The sequence below is a fragment of the Curtobacterium sp. MCBA15_007 genome (assembly GCF_001864905.1).
Classification (GTDB): Bacteria; Actinomycetota; Actinomycetes; order Actinomycetales; family Microbacteriaceae; genus Curtobacterium; species Curtobacterium poinsettiae.
The window spans coordinates 51,128-77,235 of record NZ_MJGM01000021.1; the positions used below are offsets into that span (position 1 = coordinate 51,128).

Genomic DNA, 26,108 nt, shown 5'->3' on the forward strand with positions numbered 1-26,108 from the left:
GCTGGCACCGCGCCTCCTGTTCCGTCAGGTGCGTCCGGACAGGACGCCGGGTCGCTACGCGCGACCGCGGATCGTCCGGAGCAGCCAGCCGATGATCCCGAGCAGGATGAGCACGATGCCCACCCAGAGCAGGAGCTTCAGGGCGCCGACGAAGATGCCGCTGAAGAGCAGGACGAGGCCGACGATGATCGCGATGATCAGCAGTGCGGGCATGAGGGTCTCCTATCCCTGGAACGAGACCGAGCAGATGCCCGGACCAGAACGGGACGCTACTCCTCGGCGCCGCATCGCGTTCGCTCGTGCGGCGGGACCGCGCCCGCTCAGCCGACGAGGTTCTGCACGAACACGTGCGGCGTGAAGCCCGTCAGGTCGTTGATGCCCTCGCCCTGCCCGATGAGCTTGATCGGGATGCCGGTCTTCTCCTGCACGCTGAGCACGAAGCCGGCCTTGGCCGAGCCGTCGAGCTTCGTGATGACGAGGCCGGTCACGCCGGCGCCCTCGATGAAGGCCTGGGCCTGGGCGAGTCCGTTCTGGCCGGTCGTCGCGTCGAGGACGAGCAGGACCTCGCTGATCTCGGTCTGCTTCTCGACGACGCGCTTGATCTTGGTGAGCTCGTCCATCAGCCCGGCCTTGGTGTGCAGGCGCCCGGCGGTGTCGATGACGACGATCTCGGTCTGGTCGCGGATCGCCTTCTCGACGGTCTGGTACGCCACCGATGCGGGGTCCTGCCCGGGCTGCGACGGACGGACGACGTCGACCCCGGCGCGCTGGGCCCAGGTGGCGACCTGCTCGACCGCCGCGGCGCGGAACGTGTCCGCCGCCCCGACGAGCACCGTGCGGTCGTAGGTCTTCAGGAACTTGGCGAACTTGCCGATCGTCGTGGTCTTGCCGACGCCGTTCACCCCGACGACGAGCACCACGGCGGGCCGCGCGCTGAGCTTCAGGGTGGTGTCGAGCTTCGAGAGCCGTTCCTCGAGGACCTCGCGGAGCATGCGCTGCAGGTCGGCGGGGTCGGTCGTGCCGTACCGGTCGACGCGGGCGTGCAGGTCCTCGATGATCTCCTCGGAGATGTCCGGGCCGAAGTCGGCGCCGATCAGGGCGGTCTCGAGGTCCTCCCACGTGGTCTCGTCGATCGTCTTGCGCTGGAAGAGGCCGCGCAGCCTGGTGGACAGTGACCAAGAACTCGCCATGCTCCCAGCTTAGAGCGCGGCACATGTCCGCTGTGCCCGGTATGCTCGGGGACACGAAGGGGAGTATTCCCTCTCGGTGACCCCGTCAGTACGGTCCGGAACGATCCGGCCCCGGGGCGCCGGTCGTGCGGCACCGGTTCCGGTGCGGGGCGACGGAAGAGACCTTCAGGCCTCGGCGTACCCGCACACCAGTGGCACGCCCTACCTGAAGGAAACCGTGGACGTCCCACTCTTCGTCTGGCTCATCACGATCGCCGGCATCCTCGCGCTGCTCGTGTTCGACTTCTACTCGCACGTGCGCACGCCGCACGTGCCCCACATCCGCGAATCCGCGTTCTGGTCGGCCTTCTACATCGGCCTGGCCATCCTGTTCGGCATCGGGATCCTGGTGTTCGGCGGCGGACAGGCCGGTGGTGAGTACTTCGCCGGCTGGCTGACCGAGAAGGCGTTGTCGGTCGACAACCTCTTCGTCTTCCTCATCATCATGTCGAGCTTCGCCGTGCCGAAGGAGTTCCAGCAGAAGGTCCTGCTGGTCGGCGTCGCGATCGCGCTCGTCGCCCGCGGTGTGTTCATCGCCCTCGGCGTCACGATCATCGAGAACTTCTCGTGGGTCTTCTACCTGTTCGGTGCGCTGCTGTTCTGGCTCGCCTGGTCGCAGGCCCGCAGCGGCAACGACCACGGCAACGAGGGCGATTCGCGGCTCATCCGGATCCTCAAGCGCTTCATCCCGACCTCGGACCACTACGACGGTGACCGCCTGACCACCCGCGTCGACGGCAAGCGCCTGTTCACCCCGATGCTGCTCGTCATGGTCGCCATCGGCCTCACCGACGTGCTGTTCGCGCTCGACTCCATCCCCGCGATCTTCGGGCTGACGCAGGACGCCTTCATCGTGTTCACCGCGAACGCGTTCTCGCTCCTCGGGCTCCGGCAGCTGTACTTCCTGATCGCCGGTCTGCTCGAGCGCCTCATCTACCTGGGTCAGGGCCTGGCCGTCATCCTGGCGTTCATCGGTGTGAAGCTCGTCTTCCACGCCATGCACGTCAACGAGCTGCCCTTCATCAACGGTGGCGAGCACATCGAGTGGGCGCCGGAGATCCCGATCTGGTTCTCGCTGGGCTTCATCGCCCTGACGATCACGGTCGCGACGATCGCCTCGCTCGTGGTCTCGAAGCGCCGCCAGGAGCGCGGGCTCACCCCGTCGGGTGAGCCGAAGGAGTCGGTGGAAGCCGACGCGAAGTAGTCGTCACCACCTGACGGACGCCAGGCGCGGTGCCAGCCGGCACCGCGCCTGGCGTCTGTCCGGAGCGTCGCCCGGAGCGTCAGACGGCCTGGCGACCAGGGGTCGCGTCGAGCAGGTGGGCCAGGTGCTCGGGAACCGAGCCGCCGCGCGCCACCGTCGCCCGTGCCCACAGCCGGCCCGCCCGGTACGACGACCGCACCAGCGGTCCGGCGAGGACCCCCGCGAAGCCCATCTGCTCGGCGAGCTGGCGGAGCTCGACGAACTCCGCAGGGCTGACCCAGCGCGCGACCGGCAGGTGCCGCGGCGACGGGCGGAGGTACTGCGTCAGCGTGATGATGTCCGTGCCGGCGTCGTGCAGGCGCTGCAGGGCGTCCTCGATCTCGATGCGCTCCTCGCCCATGCCGAGGATCAGGTTCGACTTCGTGACGAGTCCGGCGTCGCGGCCCTGGGTGATGACGTCCAGGGAGCGTTCGAACGTGAACGCCGGTCGGATCCGCTTGAAGATCCTCGGGACGGTCTCGACGTTGTGCGCGAAGACCTCGGGGCGGGCGTCGAACACCTGGCCGAGCTGGTCCGGCCGGCCGTTGAAGTCCGGCACCAGGATCTCGACGCCGGTGCCGGGGGAGTGCTCGTGGATCTGCCGGATCGTCTCGGCGTAGAGCCAGGAGCCGCCGTCGGGCAGGTCGTCCCGTGCGACGCCGGTCACCGTCGCGTACTTCAGGCCCATCGAGACGACGGAGTCCGCGACCCGGCGGGGCTCGTCGCGGTCGAGCGGTTCCGGCTTGCCGGTGTCGATCTGGCAGAAGTCGCAGCGGCGGGTGCACTGCGATCCGCCGATCAGGAACGTCGCCTCGCGGTCCTCCCAGCACTCGAAGATGTTCGGGCAGCCGGCCTCCTGGCAGACGGTGTGCAGCTGCTGGTCCTTGACCAGGGCGGACAGCTCGCGGAACTCGGGGCCCTGCGTGGCGCGGGTCTTGATCCACCCGGGTTTCGTCTCGATCGGGGTCTCGGCGTTCCGGGCCTCGACCCGGAGCATGCGGCGGCCTTCGGGGGCGAGGGTCATACGAGGGTCTCCTGTCGGGCGGGCGCGGTGCTGGTACTCGTGCTGGTGCTGGGGGTTGTCGTGCTGATCCGGTGGCCGCGGTGCATGCCGTCGACGGCCTGTTGGACGCCGTGCGCTACCAGGGGTGCGAGGTCGTCGACGGTCACGGGAGCGAGCCCCAGGTGCGCCGCGGCGGCGCTCAGCGTCGTGACCCCGGCGTCCGCGATGCCGCACGGGACGATCGCTCGGTAGGCGTCGAGGGCGTTGTCGCAGTTGATCGCGATGCCGTGGCTCGTCACGCCCTCGGCGACGTGCAGCCCGATGGCGCCGATCTTGGCGGCGGGGGAGCCGTCCGCGCTCGGCACCCATGCGCCGCTGCGCCCGGCGACCCGTTCGGCGTGCACTCCGACGGCGGCAGCAGCGTCGATGATGACCTGCTCCAGGTCGCGCACCCAGGCGACGACGTCGAGGGGTTCGGCGAGTCGGACGATCGGGTAGGCGACGAGCTGCCCCGGGCCGTGCCAGGTGATGCGGCCGCCTCGGTCGGTGTCGACGACGGGGGCACCGTTCGTCGGTAGGTCGGAGGGTTCGGTGCGGCGTCCGGCGGTGTACACGGACGGGTGCTCGCACAGCACGAGGGCTCCGGGGGAACGGCCTGCGACGACGGCGGCGTGCAGGTCCCGCTGCAGAGCGAGACCGTCGGCGTAGTCGAGCAGCCCGGGGTGGTGCACGATCTCGAGTTCCGGCATGCGGCGACTGTACGACAGTTTCTGGACGGCGTCCAACAACCATCCTCTTGACCTCAACTATGGTTGAGATGTTCCGATGTGGACATGGACATCCGCCAGGTACAGCTCGCCACCCGTTCCCTCGACGACACCGCCCGGTTCTACGAACGGCTGGGGTGTCCGGTCGAGATCGTCGACGCCGCGGTGCGCGTCGTCGTGGGGTCGTCGCTCCTCGTGTTCCGTGAACTGCCCGAGATGACCGGAGCCCTGCACCTGGCGATCACGATCCCCACCGGGACGTTCGACGCGGCCAAGGCCTGGATCGCCGGACTGACGACGGTGCTCGGTACGGATGATCAGGACGAGTTCGAGGGGCCGCCGAACTGGAACTCGCGGTCGGTCTACTTCGAGGGGCCCGACGAGCAGCTCCTCGAGCTCATCGAGCGGCGGGACCTGCCCGCAGACGCGGGCGAGAACACGGTCGTCCCGCTCGTCTCCATCAGCGAGGTCGGCGTCCCCGTCCCCGACGTCCTCGGCGCCGTCGATGCCCTGCGACGCGCCGGTCTCGAGCCCTACGCGAACCCGCCGGGGGAGTCCTTCGCCGCGGTCGGCGACGTGGACGGCCTCGTGATCCTGGTGTCGCCCGACCGGCGCTGGTTCCCGACCGGTGACCGGAGTCCGTCGATCGCGCCGGTGGTCGTCGACCTGGGCCTCGGGGCACCGCTCGAACTGACCGAGGGTGTCCTCCTGCGGTGAACGGACCGGTGCGGCCTGCGCGAGCCTTGTAGAATCGACGGATCATGGCGCAATTCGGCTCACTCTCCGATCGGCTGACCGAGACCTTCCGCAATCTGCGGAGCAAGGGTCGGCTGACTCCGTCCGACGTCGACGGCACCGTCCGCGAGATCCGGCGGGCCCTCCTCGACGCCGACGTCGCGCTCGAGGTCGTCAAGGCGTTCACCGCCTCGGTGCGCGAGCGTGCCCTCTCCGACGAGGTCAACCGCGCGCTCAACCCGGCGCAGCAGGTCGTCCAGATCGTCAACGAGGAACTCGTCGGCATCCTCGGCGGGCAGCAGCGACGGCTCGAGTTCGCGAAGAAGCCGCCGACGGTCATCATGCTCGCGGGTCTGCAGGGTGCCGGTAAGACGACCCTGGCCGGCAAGCTCGGCAAGTGGCTCAAGAAGGACGGCCACACCCCGATGCTCGTCGCGGCGGACCTGCAGCGACCGAACGCCGTGCAGCAGCTGCAGGTCGTCGGCGAGCAGGCCGGCGTGCACGTCTTCGCGCCCGAGCCCGGCAACGGTGTCGGCGACCCGGTCAAGGTCGCCAAGAACGCCATCAAGGCCGCGATCGACCAGCAGTACGACACCGTCATCGTGGACACCGCCGGTCGTCTCGGTGTCGACGCCGAGCTGATGAAGCAGGCCGCAAACATCCGCAAGGCCGTCGACCCGGACGAGGTCCTGTTCGTCATCGACGCGATGATCGGTCAGGACGCCGTCAACACGGCCCGCGCGTTCCAGGAAGGCGTCGACTTCACCGGTGTCGTCCTGTCGAAGCTCGACGGTGACGCCCGCGGTGGTGCTGCCCTGTCGGTGGCCAGCGTGACCGGCCGCCCGATCATGTTCGCGTCGACGGGTGAGTCGCTCGACGACTTCGAGCCGTTCCACCCGGACCGCATGGCGAGCCGGATCCTCGACCTCGGCGACATCCTGTCCCTCATCGAGCAGGCGCAGGGTGCCTTCGACGAGGAAGAGGCGCGCAAGGTCGCGGACAAGATCGCGACCGACAACTTCACGCTGAACGACTTCCTGCAGCAGATGCAGCAGCTCCGCAAGGCCGGCTCCATCAAGGGCATGCTCGGCATGCTCCCGGGCGCCAAGGGCATGCGCGAGGCGCTCGACAACTTCGACGAGCGCGAGATCGTCCGCACCGAGGCGATCATCCAGTCGATGACGCCCCAGGAGCGCGAGCTCCCGAAGCTGCTGAACGGTTCGCGTCGTCTGCGCATCGCGCGCGGCGCCGGATCGACCGTCACCGAGGTCAACGCCCTGGTGAACCGGTTCGAGCAGGCCGCCAAGATGATGAAGACCGTCGCCCGCGGTGGCGTGCCGCAGATGCCGGGCATGGGTCCGATCCCGGGCATGCACGGCGGCAAGAAGCAGCAGCAGGGTGGCAAGAAGAAGTCGAAGGTCGGCAACCCGGCCAAGCGCGCGGCCCTCGCGGCCGGTGCCGCGGCTGCACCGCAGCAGGCCCCGCAGGGCTCCGGCCTCGGCCTCGGTGGTGCCAAGGGTTCCAAGGCGCCGACCGAGGAAGAGCTCGCGTCGCTGCAGAAGTTCCTGGGTCGCTGACGCGGCTCGCGATCGCGACCACCTGACGGACGGGCGCGCTCCGCTCAGCGTGGCGCGCCAGCGGCACGCGGGGCGCGCCCGTCCGTCGTCCGGTCGCGTCGCGACGTTCCTTCCCATCGCACGCGCGGTGGAAACCTGAATCGGGCGTACCTGGTCGGAAGGAACGTCCAGGTACGCCCGATTGGACCGGGTACGCCCGGTCTGAGTGGGTGCTTCAGAGCGCGTCGCGGAACTCCGTGACCAGGTGGCGGACCACCGCGCGCAGGTCGCCGCCGTTCTCGCGCGCGACCTGCAGCTGCCGTTGGTACGAGGCGCCGCGCTCGATCATCGTGTCGAGGTGGTGCAGTTCGTCCTGGCAGCCGAGCCGCTCCGCGATCGGGTCGAGCCGCTGCACCAGGTCGTGCACCTCGTCGGTCACGAGCCGCTCGTCACCGGCGACGTTCGTGATGATCTCGGCCTCCATGCCGTAGCGGGCCGCGCGCCACTTGTTCTCGCGGATGAACCACGGCTGCATCGTCGGCAGGGTCTCACCGGCGTCGAGCCGGTCCGAGCACGCGGTGACCAGGCACTGCACCAGCGCGGTGACGGCACCGACCTCGTGCAGGGTCGAGATGCCGTCGGACACGCGGTTCTCCAGGGTGCCCCAGCCGGGCGAGGGGCGGATGTCCCAGCGCAGGTCCTTCACGCTGTCGATGACGCCGGTGTGCGTGAGGTCGCCCACGACCTCCTCGAAGTTCGCCCAGGCACCGAGCTGCGGTGGGAGTCCACCGGTCGGGAGCTGCTGGAACATGAGCGCACGGTTCGAGGCGTACCCGGTGTCGGTCCCGCCCCAGAACGGGCTCGACGCCGTGAACGCCTGCAGGTGCGGAACGTAGGCGAGCATCGCGTTCATGATCGGGACCGCCTTGTCGCGGTCGTCGATGCCGACGTGCACGTGCACCCCCCAGATGAGCATCTGGCGTCCCCACCAGCGGGTGCGGTCGATCAGGGTCGTGTAGTGCTCGCTGTCCGGGGTGATCTCCTGCTGGTCCCAGACGGCGAACGGGTGCGTGCCGGAGCACATCACCTGGGCGTCGAGCGGTTCGGCGGCGTCGATGACCTCGCCGATGATGCCGGACAGCTCGCTCGTCGCCGCACCCACCCGATCGTGGACGCTCGACACGACTTCGACCGTGTTGGTCAGCAGCTCCTCGGTGACGCGGTCGGGGTCACCGAGCCGCTCGTGCACGGCGGCGATGACGGCGGGGGCGCGTGGCGCGAGGTCGCCGGTCGACAGGTCGACCAGCGGGAGTTCCCACTCGACGCCGATGGTCGACGGGCGGGACTCGGTGAAGCGGATGTCCATGCCGTCCATCCTGCCCGGAACGTTGTCGGACACGCACAACGATCCGTCCGCCGGTCGCACGGACCCCGCAGAATGGGCGCATGAGCAGCGTCGCTTCCGCCCCAGTCGTCCCGGAGTCGCTCCGGAGCGTGGCGTCACCCTGGACCCTCGGGCCCCTGCACCTGCCGAACCGGGTGGTGATGGGGTCGATGCACACCGGGCTCGAGGTGCAGGACGACGGTGGTGCCGGCATGGCCGCGTTCTACCGGGAGCGCGCGGCCGGCGGAGCCGCGTGCATCATCACCGGCGGCATCGCGGTCAACGACGAGGCCCGCGGTGGTCCGGACTTCGCGGTGTTCGGGGTCGGGGGAGCCGACGAGCGGTTCCGGGTCGCGGTGCAGGCCGTGCACGACGAGGGCGGGACGATCCTGGCGCAGCTGTTCCACGCCGGTCGGTACGCCCTGGCGTCGGGGATGGTCGACCGGCACGGGGACCCGCAGCGCGTCGTGGCGCCCTCGGCCCTGCCGTGGGCAGCCGCCCGGGGCGTGGTGCCGACCGCGCTGACGTCGGCCGAGGTCGAGCGGACCATCGAGGACTTCGCCGTCGCTGCCCGCACCGCCCGCGCGATCGGGTTCGACGGCGTGGAGATCATGGCGTCCGAGGGGTACCTGATCAACCAGTTCCAGTCGCCGCTGACGAACCTGCGCGACGACGAGTGGGGCGGCGACGCAGCACGTCGTCGGCGGTTCGCGATCGAGGTCGTCCGGGCCGTGCGCACCGCCGTCCCGGACCTCGCCGTGACGATCCGGCTGTCCGGCGCCGACCTGATGCCCGGCTCCTCGACCGACGACGAGGTCGACGCACTCGTGCACGACCTGCTGCCGCTCGGGCTCGACGGCATCTCGGTCGGCATCGGCTGGCACGAGTCCCGCACCCCGACGGTGCAGGCCGCGGTGCCGCACGGGGCCTGGCTGGCGTACGCGTCCCGGATCGCCGGGGTGGTGCGCGCGTCCCCGCACCCGCACGTCCGCGTGATCGCCTCGAACCGGATGACGGACCTGCGGGACGGCGAGGCGGTGCTCGCCGACGGCCTGCTCGACGCCGTCGCACTCGCCCGACCGTTCCTGGCCGATCCCGCACTCGTCGACCGCTCCCTGGCCGGCCGGTTCGCCCTCGTGAACACCTGCATCGGCTGCAACCAGGCGTGCCTCGACCGGTCGATCATCGGCGCACCGGTGTCGTGCCTGGTGAACCCCCGCGCCGGCCGCGAGGTCGCGTTCCCCGCACGCCCGACGGCCGACCCGAAGCGCGTCGACGTCGTCGGCGGCGGTCCGGCCGGGCTCGCCGCGGCGGTGGACGCCGCACGCCGCGGCCACGACGTCACCCTCTGGGAGGCGTCCGACCGTCTCGGCGGCCAGTTCGGCCTCGCCGCACTCGTCCCGGGGAAGGAGGACTACGCCGCCACGGTGCGGTCCGCCCGCACGGAGCTCGAGGAGCGGGGCGCGACCATCCACCTCGGACGCCCGGCCACGGCTCGGGACCTCGTCGACAGCGACGCCGTCGTCCTCGCGGCCGGGGTGGTCCCGCGGAGCATCGACGTCCCCGGCAGCGACCTGCCGCACGTGCTGTCCTACGAGCGGGCGCTGCGGGACGGCGTCCCCGAGGGCACCGTCGCGATCATCGGCGGCGGCGGCATCGGGGTGGACACCGCGGCGTTCCTGACCGAGTCGCCCGACGAGGCCGTCCGGGCCGCCGGGTTCGCGGCGCGCTGGGACCTCGACGTGTCCGAAGAACTCGTCGGCGACGTCCCGCAGCGGCTCCCCGCGGCACCGCGCACCACCCGACCGGGGCCGGACGTGACGGTGCTCCGCCGATCGGGCAAGTTCGGCCACGGGATCGGCATCACCTCGCGGTGGGTCGCGATCGGTCGGCTGCGCGACGCCGGCGTGCGGATGGTCGGCGGCGTGCAGGAGTACCTGCGCATCGAACCCGCGGTGCTCTGGATCCGCGACGAGCACGGGGACGAGGTCGGCGTGCCGGCGGACACCGTCGTGGTCTGCGCCGGGCAGGAGCGGGCGAGCGACGCCGAGGGTGACGCTCCCGACGGACTCGCCACGGGCCTCCAGGCCGCCGGCGTGCCGTACGCCGTCGTCGGCGGCGCGCGGGACGCACGGAGCGTGGACGCGGTCCGGGCGACGTCCGAAGCCCTCGAAGCGGTGCGGCGCCTCGCCCCGTAGCGAGTCGGCTCGCATCACGGCCGGGAATCTGCAAGAATGAACGGTCGAATCGCCGCAGCTCGACCCTCTATCCAGCTGTGAGCGATCTCTCTCGAGCTTTCGCCGTGTGTGCCCCCACGCCCGCGGTTCCAGTTCAACCACAACGAAAGCAAACAGGAGCAATTGTGGCTGTCAAGATCCGTCTGAAGCGTCTCGGTAAGATCCGTGCGCCCTACTACCGCATCGTCGTCGCCGACTCGCGCACCAAGCGCGATGGTCGTGTCCTCGAGGAGATCGGTCAGTACCACCCCACCGAGGAGCCCTCGGTCATCAAGATCGAGTCCGAGCGTGCGCTCTACTGGCTCGGCGTCGGCGCGCAGCCGACCGAGCAGGTCGCGGCCCTCCTCAAGCTGACCGGCGACTGGGCCAAGTTCAAGGGCGAGAAGGACACCGAGTCCAAGGTCAAGGTCGCCGAGCCGAAGCAGGCCTTCCAGGTCGACTCCTCGAAGAAGGCCGTCCTCAAGCCGAAGTCGGAGAAGACGGCTCCCGCCGCCAAGGCCGACGACGCCGAGACCGCCGACGAGACGACCGAGGCGTAGTCCTTGCTCGAATCCGCGCTGACGCACCTCGTCAAGGGGATCGTCGATCACCCTGACGACGTGCGCGTCGCCAGCTCCACCTCCCCACGCGGCGAGGTCCTCGAGGTGCGTGTGCACCCCGAGGACCTCGGCCGCGTGATCGGACGCGCCGGGCGCACCGCCAAGGCGCTCCGCACCCTCGTCACGGCCCTGGCCGACGGCAAGCGCGTGCGGGTCGACGTGGTGGACACCGATTCCTAGGGAGACGACCCAGCTCCGGGTGGGTCGAATCACGAAGGCGCACGGGCTCAAGGGCGGCATCAAGCTCGAGCTCTACACCGACGACCCGGATCGTCGGTTCACCCCGGGCGCCACCTTCACGCTCCAGGTCCCCGACGACTCTCCGTGGTCGGGCAAGACCCTCGAGCTGGACGAACTCCGCTGGTACAACGGTCACCCCGTCGCGTTCTTCGCCGGGATCGACGACCGCACCGGCGCCGAGTCCCTGGCGCGCATCATCCTCTGGGTCGAGCAGGACGCCGACGCCGAGACCGGTGAGGACGACGCCTGGTACGACCACCAGCTCGTCGGGCTGAAGGTCCTGCGCGACGGCGCCGAGGTCGGCACCGTCGCCCGTGTGGACCACATGCCCGCGCAGGACCTGCTCGCGATCGACACGCCGTCCCGCGGCGAGGTCCTCGTGCCGTTCGTCTCCGCGATCGTGCCCGCGGTCGACATCGCTGCCGGCACGGTCACGGTCACGCCGCCGCAGGGCCTGTTCGAGGACCCCGAGGACACCTCGCGCCCCGAGACGGTCACGGACTAGCTGCCGTGCGGATCGACATCGTCACGATCTTCCCGGAGTTCTTCTCCGTGCTGGACGTGTCCCTGCTCGGCAAGGCGCGCTCCGGCGGCCTGCTCGACCTGCACGTGCACGACCTGCGGTCGTGGACCACCGACCGGCACCGCACCGTCGACGACACCCCGTACGGCGGTGGCGCTGGCATGGTGATGAAGCCGGAACCGTGGGCGCAGGCGCTCGAAGCGCTCTTCCGCCCCGACGGCTCGTCGACCCTGGTGGTCCCGACGCCGGCCGGCACCCCCTTCACGCAGTCGATCGCGCGCTCGCTCGCGTCGACGTCGGACCACCTCGTGTTCGCCTGCGGGCGGTACGAGGGCATCGACGCCCGCGTCTTCGAGTGGGCGTCATCGCGCGCCACCGTCGTCGAGCTCTCCCTCGGTGACTACGTGCTGAACGGTGGCGAGGTCGCCGCGATGGCGATCATCGAGGCCGTCGGTCGACTGGTCCCCGGCGTGGTCGGCAACCCCGAGTCACTGGTCGAGGAGTCCCACGAGGACGGTCTGCTCGAGTACCCCTCGTACACCAAGCCCGCGTCGTGGCGCGGCCTGGACGTCCCCGACGTCCTGCTCAGCGGGCACCACGCCCGCGTCGGTGCCTGGCGGCACGAGCAGCAGCTGGAGCGGACGCGGCGCGTCCGTCCGGACCTGCTGCCCGACGCGTAGCGCGACCCGTCCTGGGAAAGCGACAGACGTCCGCGGAACATCCGCGGACATCTGTCGCTTTCGCTGTTCTGACGGTCCGTGGCCTGCGAGATCTGTCGCCTCGGTGGGGTGGGGGCGACGCATGACGGACTGGAGGCGCGGTGCCAGCTGGTGCCGCGCTTCCAGGCCCGCTACTGGTCGCGCTGGGCGCGACGCAGGGTCAGGACCTCGGGTCCGGCCTCGGTGACCGCCACGGTGTGCTCGACGTGCGCAGCGCGCGAGCCGTCGACGCTGCGCAGGGTCCAGCCGTCGTCGTCCTGGGAGAGCTCGTCGGTCGTCTGCATGAGCCACGGTTCGATGGCGACGACCAGCCCCGGCCGGAGCTTGAGCCCGCGGCCCGGACGGCCGTCGTTCGGCACGTGCGGGTCCCCGTGCATCGTGCGGCCGACGCCGTGCCCGCCGAACTGCAGGTTGACGTCGTGACCGGCCTGGTGCGCGACGTGTCCGATGGCGTGCGAGACGTCGCCGAGCTTGTTGCCGGGGGCGGCCTGGGCGATGCCGGCCGCCAGCGCCCGCTCGACGGTGGCGATCAGGGCCTGGTCCTCGGCACGCGGCGTCCCGACCTGGACGCTGACGGCGGAGTCCGCGACCCAACCGTCGACGCTCGCGGCGAAGTCCAGGCTCACCAGGTCGCCGTCCTGCAGCGCGTAGTCGTGCGGCAGGCCGTGCAGGGCGGCGTCGTTGACCGACGTGCAGAGGTTCTTGCCGAACGGCGACATCCCGAACGACGGGTGGTAGTCGACGTAGCAGCTCTCGGCCCCGCGCTCGGCGATCATCCGGGCCGCGACGCGGTCGAGGTCGAGCAGGTTCACGCCGACGTCGACCGTCTCGAGCAGTTCGTCGAGCACGTCGGCGACGAACCGGCCGGCGACACGCAGGCCGTCCAGCTCGGCGGGGGTGCGGAGTTCGATCATGGGTCCATCCTCGTCGTTTTGCCTCGCGCGCTCTCTGTGGCAGTATTGAACGCTGTGCCCTGGCTGGACTCTGCCACGGGGGAGTCGCCGACACCGGGCACGCACCACCACTTTCCGAACCTTCTATCCGCGGCGACCCGTGTGCGTCCGCAGAGAGTGAAACCCACCATGAGCCAGCTCCTCGACAACGTCGACGCAGCATCGCTGCGGACCGACGTCCCGGACTTCCGTCCCGGCGACACCATCAAGGTGCACGTCAACATCATCGAAGGCACGCGCTCGCGTATCCAGGTCTTCCAGGGTGTCGTCATCGGCCGTCAGGGCCACGGCATCGGCGAGACCTTCAAGGTCCGCAAGGTGAGCTTCCAGGTCGGCGTCGAGCGCTGGTTCCCGGTGCACTCGCCGATCATCGACCACATCGAGATCGTCACCAAGGGTGACGTCCGTCGTGCGAAGCTCTACTACCTGCGCGAGCTCCGCGGCAAGGCGGCTCGCCGCAAGATCAAGGAGAAGCGCGACGCCTGATCGCCTTCACAGTGAACGTCCGCGAGCCGGACGACGCTGCGAGCCCCTCGTCCATGTACGGTTGTGCATCGACGGGGGGCTCTTCCCATTGCGGCAGAGCGAGCGGTTCGAACGAGAGCGGAAATGACGGACACGACAGACGATTCGGGGCGCAGGCCACGTGCCGAGAAGCAACGGAACGGTGTCCTCACATTCCTCCGCGACCTCGTCATCATCTTCATCGCGGCACTCCTCGTGTCGTTCCTGGTGAAGACGTTCCTGATCCGGTCGTTCTACATCCCGTCGGCGTCGATGGAGAACACGCTGCAGATCAACGACCGCGTGATCGTCAACGAGCTCGTTCCCGGAACCGTGGCGCTGAAGCGGGGGGACGTCGTCGTCTTCAAGGACCCGGGCGGATGGCTCACCGGTTCCGACGTGCCGAACGTCACGCCGGACACGCAGCCCGCCAAGGCCATCGACTGGGCCCTGACGCAGGTCGGGCTCGGCACGGGGGACAGCGACGACCACCTCATCAAGCGCGTCATCGGACTGCCGGGTGACAAGGTGTCGTGCTGCAACGACCTCGGGCAGATGTCCGTCAACGGCGTCCCCATCAAGGAGCCGTACCTGAAGCTGCCCGCCGGTGCCCCGGCCTCGGCGACCGACTTCTCGGTGACCGTGCCGAAGGGCACCATCTGGGTGATGGGCGACAACCGGAACGACTCGAAGGACTCCCGGTACAACGGCGACACCCCGTCGAAGGGCTTCGTCCCGATGTCCGACGTCACCGGCCGCGCGTTCGTCATCTCCTGGCCGGCGAGCCGGTGGACCTGGCTCGACGACCACCCCGAGGTGTTCGCCGGCGTGGAGGAGCGCGACGAGTGACCGCCGTCCGTCCGTCGCTCCGGGTCGAGAAACGGCTGCTGGCCGAGGGCCGCGTGACCGTGATCGGCATGGACGAGGTCGGCCGTGGCGCCATCGCCGGTCCGGTCGGGGTCGGAGTGGCCGCGGTGACGCTCGACATCGGACGTGTGCCCCAGGGGCTCGCCGACTCGAAGCTGCTCTCCGAAGCGCGCCGGACCGACCTGGTGCCCGTCGTGCAGCGTTGGGCGCGGACAGCGGTCGGCATGGCCTCGGCGGAGTTCGTCGACCAGCAGGGCATCGTCCCCGCCCTCGGTGCTGCCGGGGCGCAGGCGCTCGGTTCCCTGGTCGCAGACGGGGTGTCCCTCGACGGCGCAGTGGTCGTGCTCGACGGCTCGTTCGACTGGTTGAGCAGGGCCATCCCCGCATCCCTCCGGCCGGCGACGGAACCGCTCGAGGTCGTCGTGCGGGTCAAGGCCGACCGCGACTGCGCCTCGGTGGCCGCGGCGTCCGTGGTGGCCAAGGTCGCGCGTGACGCCGTCATGATCACGGCGCACGACGACGCTCCGCACTACGGCTGGGTGTCGAACAAGGGGTACGGGTCGACGGCGCACTACGACGCGATCCGGACGGTCGGGGCGCACACCCTGCACCGGAAGTCGTGGCTGCACCAGGCCTCGAGCGTCGCGCTGGACGGGTTCGACGAACTCGACGCCCCCGCGGCCCTGACCGGTCCTCCGCTCGGGCGTCCGTCGCCGTAGACTGTGGGCGCAATGGATGAGGACGAATTCGACGACTACGACCGCGAGGTCGAGCTGGCCCTGTACCGCGAGTACCGAGACGTGGTCTCGCAGTTCCGTTACGTGGTCGAGACGGAGCGCCGTTTCTACTTGGCGAACGAGGTCGAACTCGTGCGCCGTGACACGGAGCACGACTTCTACTTCGAACTGACCATGAACGACGTCTGGGTCTGGGACGTCTACCGTTCCGACCGGTTCGTCAAGGGTGTCCGCGTGCTCACGTTCAAGGACGTGAATGTCGAGGAGCTCACGACGCGGGAACTCGAACTGCCGAAGGAACTCGCACTCGACGAGTGATCGTCGCTTTTCATTCTGCTGCTTTCTCGGTGAATCGCCGGTGATCCGAAGCGCCATGGAATTGTTCGCGCTATTCTGATGGCGATTTAACCGCCCCACGAACAGGAGCACCCCATGGCACAGAAGGTCACCGTCCAGCTCGTCGACGACCTCGACGATTCCCCCATCACCACCGGTGAAGGCCGGACGGTCGAATTCGCGTTCGACGGCTCGTCGTACGAGATCGACCTGTCGAACGACAACGTCGACAAGTTCCGCGAGGCGATCTCCGATTACGTCGCCGCGGCGCGCAAGGTCTCCGGTCGTCGGACCGGTGGCGGTTCCGCCCCGAAGTCCGCACCCAAGCGCGGCAACTCGGAAGAGCTCGGCAAGATCCGCGAGTGGGCCAAGGAGAACGGGTACGAAGTCTCGTCCCGTGGTCGTATCTCGACGCAGGTGCAGGAAGCGTACGCAGCAGCGCACTGACGCTCGCCGCAGCAGGACCCGGGTGATCTCGATCGCCCGGGTCCTTCTTCTTTCCTCCACAGTGGCAATCTGCTCGCACTGATTCCACAGATTCTGCATCGTCACTGATGCGGCTGTTCGTTCCCGAGATCGTTGTCGTGGAGGCAACGACATGGAACAACAGGTGCAACGCCCACCGGGGCGGTCGCTCCGGAACGGCCGACTCGGGCGATTCGGTGAAGAACGCGCGGTGGTCTGGCTCGAAGCTCGGGGATTCCGTGTCCTCGAACGGAACTGGCGATGTGCGCGTGGGGAGATCGACATCGTCGCGTGGGATTCCTGCACGCTCGCGTTCATCGAGGTGAAGACCCGGTCCGGTGCGGCGACCGGGCACCCGTTCGAGGCGATCACCGCAGCGAAGCTCACCCGGATGCGTCGGCTCGTCCCCGAGTGGTTCGACGCGCATCCCGAGGTCTCGGCACGTGCGGTCCGCGTGGACGTCGTCGCGGTCCACGTCGACGGACCCCGCATCGTCGTCGAACACCTGGCAGGCGTGCTGTGACCGGCATCGGCCGCGCGGCCGCGGTCGCGCTGCTGGGGGTCACCGGCCGCTGCATCGAAGTCGAAGCCCACCTCACCAGTCAGCTCCCGGCGTTCAGCATCATCGGGCTGCCCGACACCTCGTTGGGCGAGGCACGGGAACGCGTGCGATCCGCGGCCGCGAACGCGGGGTGCCCCTTGCCCGCCCGTCGGATCACCGTGAACCTGACCCCCGCTGCGATCCCGAAGCGCGGTTCCGGGTTCGACCTGGCCATCGCGATGGCGGTGCTCGCCGGCGCGGGACTCGCGCCGGAGGTCTCGGAGCGTGTCGTGTACATCGGCGAGCTCGGCCTCGACGGTCGGGTGCGTCCGGTCCCCGGGGTGATCCCGATGCTCATCGCCGCGCGCGACGCCGGTGTCGACCGCGTGGTGCTGCCCGTCGGCAACCTGACCGAGGCCCGTGTCGTCAGCGGTGTGCGGGTCCGGGGTGTGGACTCGCTGCGGGCGGCGGCCATCGACGCCGGGGCGTTCCTGCCGGAGGTCGAGGTCGACCCGGTGCTGCCGGTCCCGATCCCGTCGGTGCCGCGTCCCGTGGCCGAGCTGTCCGACGTCGTGGGGAACCCGGTCGGGGTCCGAGCCGTGATCGCGGCGGCGGCCGGGGGACACCACGCGCTGCTGCTCGGGCCGCCGGGTGCCGGCAAGACGATGCTCGCCGAGCGGCTGCCCGGGCTGCTGCCGGACCTGGACGACGAGACCGCGCTCGAGGTCGCCGCGGTCCGGTCCGTCGCCGGACTCGGCCCCGCGTCCTGGAGCACGAAGCCACCGTGGGAAGCCCCGCACCACTCCGCCTCGGCGGTCTCGCTCATCGGCGGGGGGTCGGGGGTGCTGCGTCCGGGGGCCGTGTCGCGCGCCACCGGGGGCATCCTGTTCCTCGACGAGGCGCCGGAGTTCCCCCGGGCCGTGCTCGACGCGCTCCGGCAACCGCTCGAGTCCGGTCGGATCACCGTCCACCGGGCGGCGGGCGCCGCCGAGTTCCCCGCACGCTGCCAGGTCGTCCTCGCGGCGAACCCCTGCCCGTGCGGGAACGCCGGTGGTGCCCACGGGCAACCCTGTGAGTGCTCGCCGAGCACCGTTCGCCGGTACCTCGGGCGGATGTCCGGGCCGTTGCTCGACCGCATGGACATCCGCGTGCTCGTGCCCCGGGTGACGACGGGGCGGATGCGCGCCGCGGACGGCAGCACGCCGACCACGGCGGTCGCACGTGCAGCGGTCGCGGCAGCGCGGGCCCGCATGGCGGAGCGGCTGCACGGGACGGGATGGTCCCGCAACGCCGAGGTCACCGGGACCTGGCTCCGCGCCGACGGGCGCATCGAACCCGGGTCGACCGCGGACCTCGACCGTGCACTCGACCTCGGCACCCTGACGATGCGCGGCTGGGACCGCGTGATGCGACTGGCGTGGACGCTCGCCGACCTCGATGCCGTCGACCGGCCCACGGGTGAGCACATCCGGGGTGCCCTGGCCCTGCGGAGCGCGCTGTGATGCCGGCGGGCACGGAGCTCCTCGACACCGTGGCGCGCCTGCTGGGACGCAGCGGCGCCGCGGTCGACCCGGTGCAGGCCGCGGCACGGGTCGCGTGGTCGGCCATCGTCGAACCCGGGGACTCCGTCGCCGGCGAGCTCCTCGCCGGGCTCGGGCCGGAGCGCGCACTCGGTGGGGTGTTGCTCGCCGCGGACGGCGACCACGACGCGCTGCTGGGGGACTGCGTCGAGGCCGAGGTCCCCGGAGCCGAGGACCCCGCGGTGCTGCTCGGGGTGCTGCGGACCGCGGTGGAGCGCTGGCGGCCCCGGCTGGCCAGCGTCGAGGTGGGCGACGTCCTCGCGGCCGCCGGTGCGGTCGGCGCCGGTCTGCTCGTCCCGGAGAGCGACGGGTGGCCCTCGTCGCTGGACGACCTCGGGCCGCACGCCCCGGTGGTCCTGTGGACGCGCAGCCCCGGCGTCCGCCTCGGCGACGGGACGCCGGTGCTCGGGGTCGTGGGGTCCCGGGCGAACACGGTGGCCGGTGCCGAGGCGACCGCGGAGATCACCTCGACGGCGGTGGACGCCGGATTCCGCGTCGTCAGCGGTGGCGCCTACGGCATCGACGCCGTGGCGCACCGCGTGGCCGTCGCTGCCGGAACACCCACGATCGCGGTCCTGGCCGGTGGCATCGACCAGCTCTACCCGGTGGGCAACGCGCAGCTGCTCCACAACGTGGCACGGCAGGGCGCCCTGCTCGCCGAGTCGGCACCGGGGACGCGACCGACGCGGTGGCGTTTCCTCGCTCGGAACCGGCTGATCGCCGCGCTGGCCGACGTCACGGTGGTGGTCGAGGCCGGTGCTCGCTCCGGGGCGCTCAACACCGCTCACCACGCCGCGCAGCTCGGGCGGCCGGTGTTCGCCGTGCCCGGAGCCTTCGCGTCCTCAGCGTCGGTCGGATGCCACCGGCTCATCGCGCAGGGGCGGGCGGAGATCGTCGTGCACCCCGGCGATCCGGTCGCGGCGATCCGTGCGGTGTCCGGGACCTGTGGGGGAGCGGTGCCGGACGAGCCGTTGCTGTCCGGCAGGCAGGACCCCGAGGTGGTCCGGGTCCTCGACGCGCTCGGCCGTCGTGCGCTGCCCGAAGCCGAGATCGCCCGCCGAGCCGGGATGTCGACTGCGGACGTCGCCGACGCGCTCGCGCTGGCGCAGCTGCAGGGGCTCGTCGTCCCGAGCGGCGGCGGGTGGGGGCGGGCATGACGGTCTGCAGCCGTACGCTGACGTCGTGGCTTCGCGGACGGACGATCGACTCGAGGCGGCGGTGCACGCCTTCCTCGGACACGCGCGGCACGCGCGGGGCCTCAGCGAGCAGACCCTCCGCGCGTACGCCAACGACCTCGAGCAGCTCGTGGCGTTCGCGGACACCCGAGGGGTCGACCGCGTCGCCGACGTCGAGCTCGAGCTCCTGCGCGACTGGCTGTGGGACGCCGACCACCGGGGGCTCGCCCGGTCGACGATCGCCCGGCGGTCCTCTCGCCTTCATCGAGGTGAAGACCAGTTCCGGTGCCGCCACCGTCCACCCGTTCGAGGCGATCACGGCGGCGAAGCTCACCCGATACGGCCGGCAACGTCAACGTCGTCGTTGCGGTCGATCAGGACCGCCTCCTGCGCTTGCTTCGCGACCTCGTCACGCTCATCGAGCTCGGCGTGAAGATCGCGACGGTCGACGGCGAGGTTGACCTCACGACGGCGGACGGCGAGTTCCGCGGCCAGCGCCCGCCGCGTCGGTGCCGCGCGCATCGTCGTCGAGGGAGAGCGGGTTGGCTAGCTCAGGTGGCAAGTAGCGATCACGGCGGCGTTCACCCATGCGCTGATGATGGCGACAACCTTCGTCATTCGGCGCACTGGTCAGGCTGGACACCCGCCTGAGCTTGAAACTCAGGGGCCTGCACTCGCAGGTAGCCGGTACTGAATCAGGAGAGACGCGAAGCCATCGCCGCACCCGAGCCAGACAGGGGCACAACTCGTAGGAGTGTGCCCAATGCCTTCGTCGGCTCCCATCTCAACGCCTGTCGCACCGGCTGACATCGTCGCCCGTGGCGTCGATGCGGCCTCGCCGCAATCCGTTCGCGCGCGACTCGTCGCTCTCCTGAGTGGAGCGTTGCGGGGATCTCGTATGTGTCTTCTGCACGGCAGCAGCTGCATGAGGATCGCACGGCTTTAGTGGCACCCAGAACTACTCTCGCGTTAGTCTCGCCCTCATGACAGGTCTCGAGGGTGTGGCGGCAGGGATGGCAGCGAAGGCAGCGGGGGAGATGGTGAAAGCTGGGAGCGAGACCGCCAAGGTTGGGCGTGATGTGAGGAAAGCCGAGCAGATGGCGATCGTCGAAGCGGCCAAGGAAACTCCTGGCTTCAAGAAGGCGGCGGAGATTCGGGGCCGCAAGCTCGCCGTGAAGGAGCAGTGGGGTCTCGCCATCATGAAACCCATCTCCAAAATTCTCGGCGTCCAGCAGGAGTACTTCCAGACGGAGTTTGCGAAGGACTTCGGTGCGGTGATCGAGGACATCCCCGAGGAAAATCTGCAGACGCCGAAAGCGATCATCGCCGGACCGGTCGTGGAGGGGCTTGGCTACTCGTTGGACGAACCAGAGCTCAAGCAGCTCTACTTAGAGTTGCTTGCTCGGGCTTCCGACGATCGCATCGCAGATTCCGCCCACCCATCCTTCGTCGAAGTCATTCGGCAGCTGACCTCAGAGGAAGCTCGGTTGTTGCCGCCGCTGCTCGCAGTTCGGGCCGGTTGGATGACTGGCATGGTCGAGTTCCGCGCCGAGTTCGACAACATGCAGGGGCATCAAACGCTCCTGCGTCACGTGATCGACCTCCGTGACGATGATGGAGCGATCTCACTGCACGCACAGCTCGACACGTTCGTCGACAACTGGTCGCGGCTCGGGCTGGTCGACGTGAGCTACGACCGGCACCTGAGCGCGCCAGATTCGTACGCGTGGGTCGATGACCGACCCGAGAAGGCACTTGCTCAGTCGGCGGTGAAGTCTTTGCGTGAAGGCGCCGAGTGGTCCCGGCTGGCTGCGAGAGGGATCACGACCGTAGCTCTCGACGTGAACAAAGGAGTGCTTGGAGCGACCGCGTTCGGGCACCAGTTTGCTACGTCCGTCGGCATGGGAAGCGGTACGCCCTAGCGACGGGTGGCCGCCCGCGATGGACGACCTCGGGCCGCACACCCCGGTGGTCCTCTGGACGCGCAGCACGGGTGCACGCCTCGGCGACGGGATGCCGGCGCTGGGCGTCGTGGGGTCCCGGGCGAACACGGTGGCCGGTGCCGAGGCCGCGGCGGAGATCACCTCGACCGCGGCGGACGCGGGATTCCTCATCGTGAGCGGGGGTGCCTACGGCATCGACGCGGTGGCGCACCGTGTCGCCGTCGCCGCCGGGACGCCCACGGTCGCCGTCCTGGCCGGTGGCATCGACCAGCTCTACCCGGTGGGGAACGCGCAGCTGCTCCACAACGTGGCGCGGCAGGGAGCGTTGCTCGCCGAGTCGGCACCGGGGACGCGACCGACACGGTGGCCTTTCCTCGCCACTCGGTGCAAGCCCTATGCGTCCCGAGTTGAAATGCAAACCATGAGCTGGACGCGCAACTGCTTGGAGGGGGACAACCTCTAACCGGCTTTAGCCACCGCGCCGGTAGTGAACAGATGAACGATTGCTACGGCGAGTACAACTGTCGCCTCTGCGGCTCCGGGCGTCACGGCCACCGGCTCCTGCTCACCAGGTTCCACGTCGCCTCCGTGGCGGTCAACTTGACCGGCCCATATTGTTCGTAGGATCGCAGCGAGGGCGTCGTTGCTTGTGTACCTCGAGTCTGCTCGCTGAAAAGGCAGAGTCCAGCGCGGATCGGCACTGATCTGACCGTTGATACGACCAAGCGTCGCACCGGCGTCGTTTGGAGTGACAACCGGCTTAGCAGCATCCTCGATCGCCTTGATCGCCAGCGAGTACGCCATCGAGGGGTTCGGGTGCAGTCCGAACGCCGAGTTCCACGCTTTTGCAAGTCTCTGTCCAGCGTGCCCCTGCCGGACCGCCTCGGAGACAGCGTCCGCCAAGCTTTCGTCGACCCGGCGCAGAAGTCCCTGCGAACCAGATCGCGCGCCGGTGGTCCAGACAGATCCAGCCTCGTAAAGGATGAGGTTCAGCTGATTTTGCTCGTCCGGCGTCGCTTCGAAGGCCAAAAGGTAGTCAACAAGGCGAAGACGAAGCGACTCTTCAACGAAGGACCGGTGCACCGCGAGCCTGCCCAAACTACCCTCGGACCCCGAGTAAGGGATCGACACTCGGCACATCCGCTCGACTCGTCGAGCGAGTTCGGCATTGAAGTTGTCGAACTGGTAGGTACCGGACCACTCCGTAACGCTGAAGAATCCATCGATCCAGTCCCACAGCGAATGCTCTAGCCACGTCGGTACCCCTTCGTGAGGGCCGTCCAGGTTCTCGTCGTCATCCATTGCGCCGAGAGGTCGCCAGTGATCCGTCATGCCTGTCCTCCTGAGCGCAAGTCAAGCAGCCTCAGCGCTCGCCCCGGTCCCGCCACGCTGACATGTCGGCATGGCACGCTCCGCGTAGAAGTGCCAACGGCTTCAACCGCAGAGCCCGGCGCGTCGCCGCGCCTTGCAGCGGCTCGCGGGCGAGAATCCGACCGTGAGTCAGGGAACGGAGCCCACGTTGGACGCTGAGCAGATTTTGACGACTGCGTGGAAGGCCGTAGAGCAGTCTGGAGTCCCGCAGGAACTTCAGCAGACAGCTTTCTTGCTGGCCGTCGAAATCACCTGAGGAGCAGTTGCCCCCGCCACGCCGAGCGTTCCTACGCCCGAGCAGTCGGCACCTGTGGCGCAGGCTCTGTCCCCAGTGGGCGGGAAAGCCTCTGACCCCAGCCCTGACGCACCCACTTCCATGAGCGAGGATGATCTGTGGAGCAAGTTCGCTGAGGAGTCGGAGGTCGGCCGCGAAGAGCTAGAGGCTCTGTTCTACCTCTCGGAGGGCCAATTGCATCTCAATGTGAAGGCGCACAAGCTAGCCGCCAGCAAGCCCGCACAAATGAAGGCGGTAGCTTTCGCGCTGGCCGTTGCCTACGACTTTGTCTTCGATAGGACGGCGCTTGACACAACCATCGTGCGAGTGGAATGCGAACGCCTCAAATGTCTCGACAAGAAAAACTTCGGGACCTACATGGGGTCCATCGAAGGCCTGACTACGTCCGGCCCGGCAAGCAAGCGTGTCCTTAAGATGAAGGGTGGCGCGCGGGAGCTGTTCAAGACTTGGGTCTCGAGCATGACTACTGACTCCGCAAGTGAATCCGCGTGACGAGCGCACGAGCTCGCGTCGAGACTGGCTTATTGGCCGGAGGCGTGCCAGCCTCACTCGTGACGGAGGTTCTAGACTCTTTCGAGGACGCGAAACGTCGCTTTCACCTCGGCGACTATCGCCCATAGGCCATCGACGGCGGGAGGTTCTCAGAGGGAGTCGGACGCATCGTCGAATTGGCGACCACGGGCAACATCACACCCCTCGGATCAAACACCTTCGCAATGGAAGCGACGATCCGAGCCGCCGAGAACGCGACATCGTCTTCGGATACGATGTGGTTCCACATCCCACGTACCCTGCGGCTTATCTACGATATTCGAAATAGGCGTAACACCGCCCATCTTCGAGACACTATCGATCCGAATCTTCAAGATGCGACTCTCATCGTCTCGACGATGAGCTGGGTGCTGGCTGAACTGGTGAGAGAATTTCACAGTATGCCCGCCGCCGATGCGCAAGAACTCATCGAAGCCATCGTGACACGAGAGGTTCCGATGATTCAGGAGTTCGGTGGATTCCCGCGATTACTCAAAACCGTCCCTGCCAGCGAGCATTGCCTCGTCCTACTTTATTGGGTCGGCCGCAGAGTGTCTCGATCAGAGCTTTCAGGCTGGCTGCCCTTGAAAATGCGGAAAAATCTCAGCCGGACCCTGCCCGGGTTCCATGAGCGGCACATGGTGCATGTTGACACTGAGGGCGTCGAGATCACTCACCTTGGGCAACGAGTAGTCGAGTCGGGTGGCTTGATAGCGCCTATCTAGGTGAAGAACCGCATTCACCCTCACCGAGCCCCGTGCTGCGAGGGGGGGGGGGGGCACCTGTCGGATTTGCCGCGCCTCACGAAGACTGCGTCCGGGGGCGAAGCGGCGACCGTGTCAACCTTGAAGGGCCCCTTCCGGGTCTCCGTGAGCACACGAAGCGCCGATACCCGGGCCGGCACCTTAGTCCGGCCCCTCCACCGCGCCGCGATCGCAAGCGGTGCTCGCGCAGCCTCACGCACGAAGGCGCTATGGTCCTTTTGTGACAGACACTCAGGGGACTGAAGAGCCAATATCTCGCGGCGAATGGTGGTTGCTGATCGTCGGCGTCCTCGTCGTCGTCCTTTTCGTGGTGCTCGCCTTCCTCTACGCCGATGGCTTTGTCGAGTGGATCGGCGTCGCCGGGGTTGGCGTTACCATCCTCGCAGTTTTCGTCGCCGGCGCGATCTACTTTAATCAACGACGCACATCAGCTGCTTCTGAGGGTCGTCTCTCTAGGGTAATCGAGAGGAGCTACGCAACAGCGGTTGAGAGCGATACTAGCGACGCGATTGTTGAGGATGAACCGGACAACTTCCCACCGGAGTACGCACAGCTCGGCGCTCCCGTCCCAGGCGCCCCGAAAGTTCTACGCCTAGAGCCGGCGGAGGTTCCGCTCCAATTGATCCGCGATCTTGTAAGCGGATGGGAACGCGCGAAAGTCGAAGGTGCTTGGGTGCTGGGTGATTTGCGTCTGGTGTTACGGCGGCAGGGGAAGGGTAATCACGCTTGGTGGTTCGTGTTCCGGCGCCCAGACGGTGAGCACCTCCTGAAGTTGAGCCGCGGTGGTCGTGGCAATGGCCCCGATGACATCACGGTGCGTGAAATCACGAGGTAGTTTCCGGAATCGCCGGGTACGGACGCAATCTAGAAATGCTGGAGTCTTCCGATGTTCGAGTGGGGAAGTTTTGTTACGGGTCTTGTCGGAGCACTGATGGGAGGTGCTGCATCGCTCTTGGTCCAGAATCTTAGTGCACGGCGCGATCGACGCGCTAGGCAGAGGAAGGTTGCATTGCAAGTAGGTGAGAGTTTTCGTGCGGCCGTGGAGCCACTTCTTCTGCACGAGGAGATTGAACAGCGAGACGCAGATTGTCTCCGAGCGCTGCAGGCGATCTACGCGGCGACTGTGGGGTTGCGCCTAGAGATCACCAAAAGAGAGCTGCCGATCGCCGAATGGATAGCGTCTGCGCACAAGGAGCTGGCGGGGCTCGTGCAAGTATGGGGAAAGCATTCGTATAGCGAGAAGAACGTCAAGGGTCTGACAGGGACGGTCAACAGCGTTAACAAGCATCTCGCGGAATGAGCGACTGGCAGGGAAGCGGCGGGCTGGTTCAAGGACAATCCGTTCCCGGCGCAGACCGCCTCGAAGGCAGAACTCCCGTCCTCAAATTGAGTCGAGCCATACCAGCCGGACGGCCGACCGGCGCGGGCTTGCTCGTGCTCGTGCCCAGCCGTACACGAGCGAAGGCGGCGCAGGCCGAGGACGTCCGCGAGTGACTGCGAGCGGCGCGTACCCGAGAGGGATGGGCGGTGATCTTCTGGTCGTCACCGTCCGGATGCCACATCGCCTGGCTGGCGCATGGTGCAGTGGAAGATTGAGTTCGTTCCCCTCGGGAGAGTGCGGCCGACCTACAGCGTTGTGGCCTGTCACGGCAGGGAGCGCCTGCGATTCGACAGCGGACCGTCGCCGCTCTGTCACTTCCGGAACGGCGAAAGGCCCTGACAATCCGCGCGCAGCGCGCTCAGAGCCTGTCAGGGGGGGGGGGGGGGGGGGGGGATTGAAGCGTGCGTGGCCGAATGGCCCTGGGATTAGT

The 26,108-nt window shown here is 68.5% G+C and carries 30 protein-coding genes and 1 pseudogene; 23 read left to right on the forward strand and 8 right to left on the reverse strand.

The window, feature by feature from the left end:
• Window positions 1-54: 54 nt before the first annotated feature.
• Both BIU95_RS18690 and ftsY read right to left on the reverse strand, forming a co-directional pair.
• Window positions 55-213 carry a hypothetical protein gene (locus tag BIU95_RS18690; RefSeq protein WP_017888269.1) on the reverse strand — a complete coding sequence of 53 codons (159 nt, stop codon included), beginning with the start codon at window positions 211-213 and terminating at the stop codon, window positions 55-57.
• A gap of 107 nt (window positions 214-320) precedes the next feature.
• On the reverse strand, window positions 321-1,190 hold the full coding sequence (gene ftsY, locus BIU95_RS10415; protein ID WP_017888268.1) for a signal recognition particle-docking protein FtsY: 870 nt from the start codon (window positions 1,188-1,190) through the stop codon (window positions 321-323).
• Window positions 1,191-1,407: 217 nt separating this feature from the next.
• Between ftsY and BIU95_RS10420 the strand changes: the two genes are divergently transcribed.
• Window positions 1,408-2,433, forward strand: a complete 1,026-nt coding sequence (locus BIU95_RS10420) for a TerC family protein (RefSeq protein ID WP_017888267.1) — start codon at window positions 1,408-1,410, stop codon at window positions 2,431-2,433.
• 79 nt (window positions 2,434-2,512) lie between these two features.
• On the opposite strand, the gene lipA is transcribed toward BIU95_RS10420, so the two are convergent.
• Together lipA and lipB are read right to left on the reverse strand one after the other, a co-directional pair.
• Window positions 2,513-3,496 (reverse strand): lipoyl synthase, encoded by a 984-nt coding sequence (gene lipA, locus BIU95_RS10425; protein WP_071251638.1) that lies wholly within the window; start codon window positions 3,494-3,496, stop codon window positions 2,513-2,515.
• Window positions 3,493-4,224 carry a lipoyl(octanoyl) transferase LipB gene (gene lipB, locus BIU95_RS10430; RefSeq protein WP_056069167.1) on the reverse strand — a complete coding sequence of 244 codons (732 nt, stop codon included), beginning with the start codon at window positions 4,222-4,224 and terminating at the stop codon, window positions 3,493-3,495. Before lipB ends, lipA begins: the two co-directional genes overlap by 4 nt.
• A gap of 84 nt (window positions 4,225-4,308) precedes the next feature.
• On the opposite strand from lipB, the gene BIU95_RS10435 reads away from it, so the two are divergent.
• Together BIU95_RS10435 and ffh are read left to right on the forward strand one after the other, a co-directional pair.
• Window positions 4,309-4,959, forward strand: coding sequence for a hypothetical protein (locus BIU95_RS10435; RefSeq protein ID WP_083389331.1), 651 nt, complete (start codon window positions 4,309-4,311; stop codon window positions 4,957-4,959).
• 44 nt (window positions 4,960-5,003) lie between these two features.
• Entirely contained in the window at window positions 5,004-6,554 is a 1,551-nt protein-coding gene (ffh, locus tag BIU95_RS10440) for a signal recognition particle protein (protein ID WP_017888263.1), read from the forward strand.
• 214 nt (window positions 6,555-6,768) lie between these two features.
• On the opposite strand, the gene BIU95_RS10445 is transcribed toward ffh, so the two are convergent.
• The gene (locus BIU95_RS10445; RefSeq protein WP_175470751.1) at window positions 6,769-7,908 is read right to left on the reverse strand and encodes a glutamate--cysteine ligase; all 1,140 of its coding nucleotides are present in this window, start codon (window positions 7,906-7,908) and stop codon (window positions 6,769-6,771) included.
• Window positions 7,909-7,979: 71 nt separating this feature from the next.
• Here BIU95_RS10445 and BIU95_RS10450 point away from each other — a divergent pair, with 71 nt between their 5' ends.
• The 5 genes from BIU95_RS10450 (at window position 7,980) to trmD (ending at window position 12,196) form a co-directional block, all read left to right on the forward strand.
• Window positions 7,980-10,115 carry an FAD-dependent oxidoreductase gene (locus BIU95_RS10450; RefSeq protein ID WP_071251639.1) on the forward strand — a complete coding sequence of 712 codons (2,136 nt, stop codon included), beginning with the start codon at window positions 7,980-7,982 and terminating at the stop codon, window positions 10,113-10,115.
• 164 nt (window positions 10,116-10,279) lie between these two features.
• Window positions 10,280-10,693, forward strand: a complete 414-nt coding sequence (rpsP, locus tag BIU95_RS10455) for a 30S ribosomal protein S16 (protein WP_017888259.1) — start codon at window positions 10,280-10,282, stop codon at window positions 10,691-10,693.
• 3 nt (window positions 10,694-10,696) lie between these two features.
• A complete protein-coding gene (locus BIU95_RS10460; protein WP_017888258.1) occupies window positions 10,697-10,933 on the forward strand; it encodes an RNA-binding protein in 237 nt (78 codons plus the stop codon).
• A gap of 19 nt (window positions 10,934-10,952) precedes the next feature.
• The gene (gene rimM, locus BIU95_RS10465) at window positions 10,953-11,498 is read left to right on the forward strand and encodes a ribosome maturation factor RimM (protein WP_017888257.1); all 546 of its coding nucleotides are present in this window, start codon (window positions 10,953-10,955) and stop codon (window positions 11,496-11,498) included.
• A 5-nt stretch (window positions 11,499-11,503) separates the two neighbouring features.
• Complete coding sequence (trmD, locus tag BIU95_RS10470) at window positions 11,504-12,196, forward strand: tRNA (guanosine(37)-N1)-methyltransferase TrmD (RefSeq protein WP_017888256.1); 693 nt, start codon at window positions 11,504-11,506, stop codon at window positions 12,194-12,196.
• Between the two features lie 170 nt (window positions 12,197-12,366).
• On the opposite strand, the gene map is transcribed toward trmD, so the two are convergent.
• Complete coding sequence (gene map / locus BIU95_RS10475; protein ID WP_017888255.1) at window positions 12,367-13,149, reverse strand: type I methionyl aminopeptidase; 783 nt, start codon at window positions 13,147-13,149, stop codon at window positions 12,367-12,369.
• Window positions 13,150-13,317: 168 nt separating this feature from the next.
• Between map and rplS the strand changes: the two genes are divergently transcribed.
• From rplS to BIU95_RS17755, 9 genes and pseudogenes are all read left to right on the forward strand, one after another.
• Window positions 13,318-13,674 (forward strand): 50S ribosomal protein L19, encoded by a 357-nt coding sequence (gene rplS / locus BIU95_RS10480; protein ID WP_017888254.1) that lies wholly within the window; start codon window positions 13,318-13,320, stop codon window positions 13,672-13,674.
• Between the two features lie 123 nt (window positions 13,675-13,797).
• Window positions 13,798-14,541 carry a signal peptidase I gene (gene lepB / locus BIU95_RS10485; RefSeq protein WP_017888253.1) on the forward strand — a complete coding sequence of 248 codons (744 nt, stop codon included), beginning with the start codon at window positions 13,798-13,800 and terminating at the stop codon, window positions 14,539-14,541.
• Complete coding sequence (locus BIU95_RS10490; protein WP_056068963.1) at window positions 14,538-15,278, forward strand: ribonuclease HII; 741 nt, start codon at window positions 14,538-14,540, stop codon at window positions 15,276-15,278. The genes lepB and BIU95_RS10490 overlap by 4 nt, the downstream gene beginning before the upstream one ends.
• A gap of 12 nt (window positions 15,279-15,290) precedes the next feature.
• Window positions 15,291-15,614: a DUF2469 family protein gene (locus tag BIU95_RS10495; protein ID WP_017888251.1), complete on the forward strand. Its 324-nt coding sequence runs from the start codon at window positions 15,291-15,293 to the stop codon at window positions 15,612-15,614.
• Window positions 15,615-15,728: 114 nt separating this feature from the next.
• Window positions 15,729-16,079, forward strand: coding sequence for an Lsr2 family protein (locus BIU95_RS10500; protein WP_056068961.1), 351 nt, complete (start codon window positions 15,729-15,731; stop codon window positions 16,077-16,079).
• Window positions 16,080-16,230: 151 nt separating this feature from the next.
• A complete protein-coding gene (locus BIU95_RS10505; protein WP_042539661.1) occupies window positions 16,231-16,620 on the forward strand; it encodes a YraN family protein in 390 nt (129 codons plus the stop codon).
• Complete coding sequence (locus tag BIU95_RS10510) at window positions 16,617-18,140, forward strand: YifB family Mg chelatase-like AAA ATPase (RefSeq protein WP_083389332.1); 1,524 nt, start codon at window positions 16,617-16,619, stop codon at window positions 18,138-18,140. The genes BIU95_RS10505 and BIU95_RS10510 overlap by 4 nt, the downstream gene beginning before the upstream one ends.
• A complete protein-coding gene (gene dprA / locus BIU95_RS10515) occupies window positions 18,140-19,375 on the forward strand; it encodes a DNA-processing protein DprA (protein WP_071251649.1) in 1,236 nt (411 codons plus the stop codon). Before BIU95_RS10510 ends, dprA begins: the two co-directional genes overlap by 1 nt.
• Before the next feature lie 61 nt (window positions 19,376-19,436).
• A pseudogene (locus tag BIU95_RS17755) lies at window positions 19,437-19,646 on the forward strand (site-specific integrase); the annotation flags it as partial.
• Between the two features lie 77 nt (window positions 19,647-19,723).
• On the opposite strand, the gene BIU95_RS18695 reads toward BIU95_RS17755, so the two are convergent.
• Window positions 19,724-19,915: a hypothetical protein gene (locus BIU95_RS18695; RefSeq protein ID WP_071251640.1), complete on the reverse strand. Its 192-nt coding sequence runs from the start codon at window positions 19,913-19,915 to the stop codon at window positions 19,724-19,726.
• Window positions 19,916-20,376: 461 nt separating this feature from the next.
• On the opposite strand from BIU95_RS18695, the gene BIU95_RS10525 reads away from it, so the two are divergent.
• Window positions 20,377-21,315, forward strand: a complete 939-nt coding sequence (locus BIU95_RS10525) for a DUF4393 domain-containing protein (protein WP_083389334.1) — start codon at window positions 20,377-20,379, stop codon at window positions 21,313-21,315.
• The gene (locus BIU95_RS10530; RefSeq protein ID WP_302846965.1) at window positions 21,278-21,799 is read left to right on the forward strand and encodes a DNA-processing protein DprA; all 522 of its coding nucleotides are present in this window, start codon (window positions 21,278-21,280) and stop codon (window positions 21,797-21,799) included. Before BIU95_RS10525 ends, BIU95_RS10530 begins: the two co-directional genes overlap by 38 nt.
• On the opposite strand, the gene BIU95_RS18240 is transcribed toward BIU95_RS10530, so the two are convergent.
• Entirely contained in the window at window positions 21,796-22,668 is an 873-nt protein-coding gene (locus tag BIU95_RS18240; RefSeq protein ID WP_139179742.1) for a hypothetical protein, read from the reverse strand. The two genes, BIU95_RS10530 and BIU95_RS18240, sit on opposite strands and share 4 nt — an antisense overlap.
• A gap of 415 nt (window positions 22,669-23,083) precedes the next feature.
• Here BIU95_RS18240 and BIU95_RS10535 point away from each other — a divergent pair, with 415 nt between their 5' ends.
• The 4 genes from BIU95_RS10535 (at window position 23,084) to BIU95_RS18700 (ending at window position 25,597) form a co-directional block, all read left to right on the forward strand.
• Complete coding sequence (locus BIU95_RS10535; RefSeq protein ID WP_071251643.1) at window positions 23,084-23,494, forward strand: hypothetical protein; 411 nt, start codon at window positions 23,084-23,086, stop codon at window positions 23,492-23,494.
• A gap of 224 nt (window positions 23,495-23,718) precedes the next feature.
• Entirely contained in the window at window positions 23,719-24,258 is a 540-nt protein-coding gene (locus BIU95_RS18245) for a hypothetical protein (RefSeq protein WP_139179743.1), read from the forward strand.
• A gap of 259 nt (window positions 24,259-24,517) precedes the next feature.
• The gene (locus BIU95_RS18250) at window positions 24,518-25,132 is read left to right on the forward strand and encodes a hypothetical protein (protein ID WP_139179744.1); all 615 of its coding nucleotides are present in this window, start codon (window positions 24,518-24,520) and stop codon (window positions 25,130-25,132) included.
• 51 nt (window positions 25,133-25,183) lie between these two features.
• Window positions 25,184-25,597, forward strand: a complete 414-nt coding sequence (locus BIU95_RS18700) for a hypothetical protein (protein ID WP_175470750.1) — start codon at window positions 25,184-25,186, stop codon at window positions 25,595-25,597.
• The last annotated feature ends 511 nt before the right edge of the window (window positions 25,598-26,108 follow it).

What these genes read in the sequence shown, in the direction of transcription:
- BIU95_RS18690 (WP_017888269.1), bottom strand. Translation starts at nt 213, where the DNA reads ATGCCCGCACTGCTGATCATCGCGATCATCGTCGGCCTCGTCCTGCTC.
- ftsY (WP_017888268.1), bottom strand. Translation starts at nt 1,190, where the DNA reads ATGGCGAGTTCTTGGTCACTGTCCACCAGGCTGCGCGGCCTCTTCCAG.
- lipA (WP_071251638.1), bottom strand. Translation starts at nt 3,496, where the DNA reads ATGACCCTCGCCCCCGAAGGCCGCCGCATGCTCCGGGTCGAGGCCCGG.
- lipB (WP_056069167.1), bottom strand. Translation starts at nt 4,224, where the DNA reads ATGCCGGAACTCGAGATCGTGCACCACCCCGGGCTGCTCGACTACGCC.
- BIU95_RS10435 (WP_083389331.1), top strand. Translation starts at nt 4,309, where the DNA reads ATGGACATCCGCCAGGTACAGCTCGCCACCCGTTCCCTCGACGACACC.
- ffh (WP_017888263.1), top strand. Translation starts at nt 5,004, where the DNA reads ATGGCGCAATTCGGCTCACTCTCCGATCGGCTGACCGAGACCTTCCGC.
- BIU95_RS10445 (WP_175470751.1), bottom strand. Translation starts at nt 7,908, where the DNA reads ATGGACGGCATGGACATCCGCTTCACCGAGTCCCGCCCGTCGACCATC.
- BIU95_RS10450 (WP_071251639.1), top strand. Translation starts at nt 7,980, where the DNA reads ATGAGCAGCGTCGCTTCCGCCCCAGTCGTCCCGGAGTCGCTCCGGAGC.
- map (WP_017888255.1), bottom strand. Translation starts at nt 13,149, where the DNA reads ATGATCGAACTCCGCACCCCCGCCGAGCTGGACGGCCTGCGTGTCGCC.
- rplS (WP_017888254.1), top strand. Translation starts at nt 13,318, where the DNA reads ATGAGCCAGCTCCTCGACAACGTCGACGCAGCATCGCTGCGGACCGAC.
- lepB (WP_017888253.1), top strand. Translation starts at nt 13,798, where the DNA reads ATGACGGACACGACAGACGATTCGGGGCGCAGGCCACGTGCCGAGAAG.
- BIU95_RS10495 (WP_017888251.1), top strand. Translation starts at nt 15,291, where the DNA reads ATGGATGAGGACGAATTCGACGACTACGACCGCGAGGTCGAGCTGGCC.
- BIU95_RS10500 (WP_056068961.1), top strand. Translation starts at nt 15,729, where the DNA reads ATGGCACAGAAGGTCACCGTCCAGCTCGTCGACGACCTCGACGATTCC.
- BIU95_RS10505 (WP_042539661.1), top strand. Translation starts at nt 16,231, where the DNA reads ATGGAACAACAGGTGCAACGCCCACCGGGGCGGTCGCTCCGGAACGGC.
- dprA (WP_071251649.1), top strand. Translation starts at nt 18,140, where the DNA reads ATGCCGGCGGGCACGGAGCTCCTCGACACCGTGGCGCGCCTGCTGGGA.
- BIU95_RS18695 (WP_071251640.1), bottom strand. Translation starts at nt 19,915, where the DNA reads ATGCGCGCGGCACCGACGCGGCGGGCGCTGGCCGCGGAACTCGCCGTC.
- BIU95_RS10525 (WP_083389334.1), top strand. Translation starts at nt 20,377, where the DNA reads ATGACAGGTCTCGAGGGTGTGGCGGCAGGGATGGCAGCGAAGGCAGCG.
- BIU95_RS18240 (WP_139179742.1), bottom strand. Translation starts at nt 22,668, where the DNA reads ATGACGGATCACTGGCGACCTCTCGGCGCAATGGATGACGACGAGAAC.
- BIU95_RS10535 (WP_071251643.1), top strand. Translation starts at nt 23,084, where the DNA reads ATGAGCGAGGATGATCTGTGGAGCAAGTTCGCTGAGGAGTCGGAGGTC.
- BIU95_RS18245 (WP_139179743.1), top strand. Translation starts at nt 23,719, where the DNA reads ATGGAAGCGACGATCCGAGCCGCCGAGAACGCGACATCGTCTTCGGAT.
- BIU95_RS18700 (WP_175470750.1), top strand. Translation starts at nt 25,184, where the DNA reads ATGTTCGAGTGGGGAAGTTTTGTTACGGGTCTTGTCGGAGCACTGATG.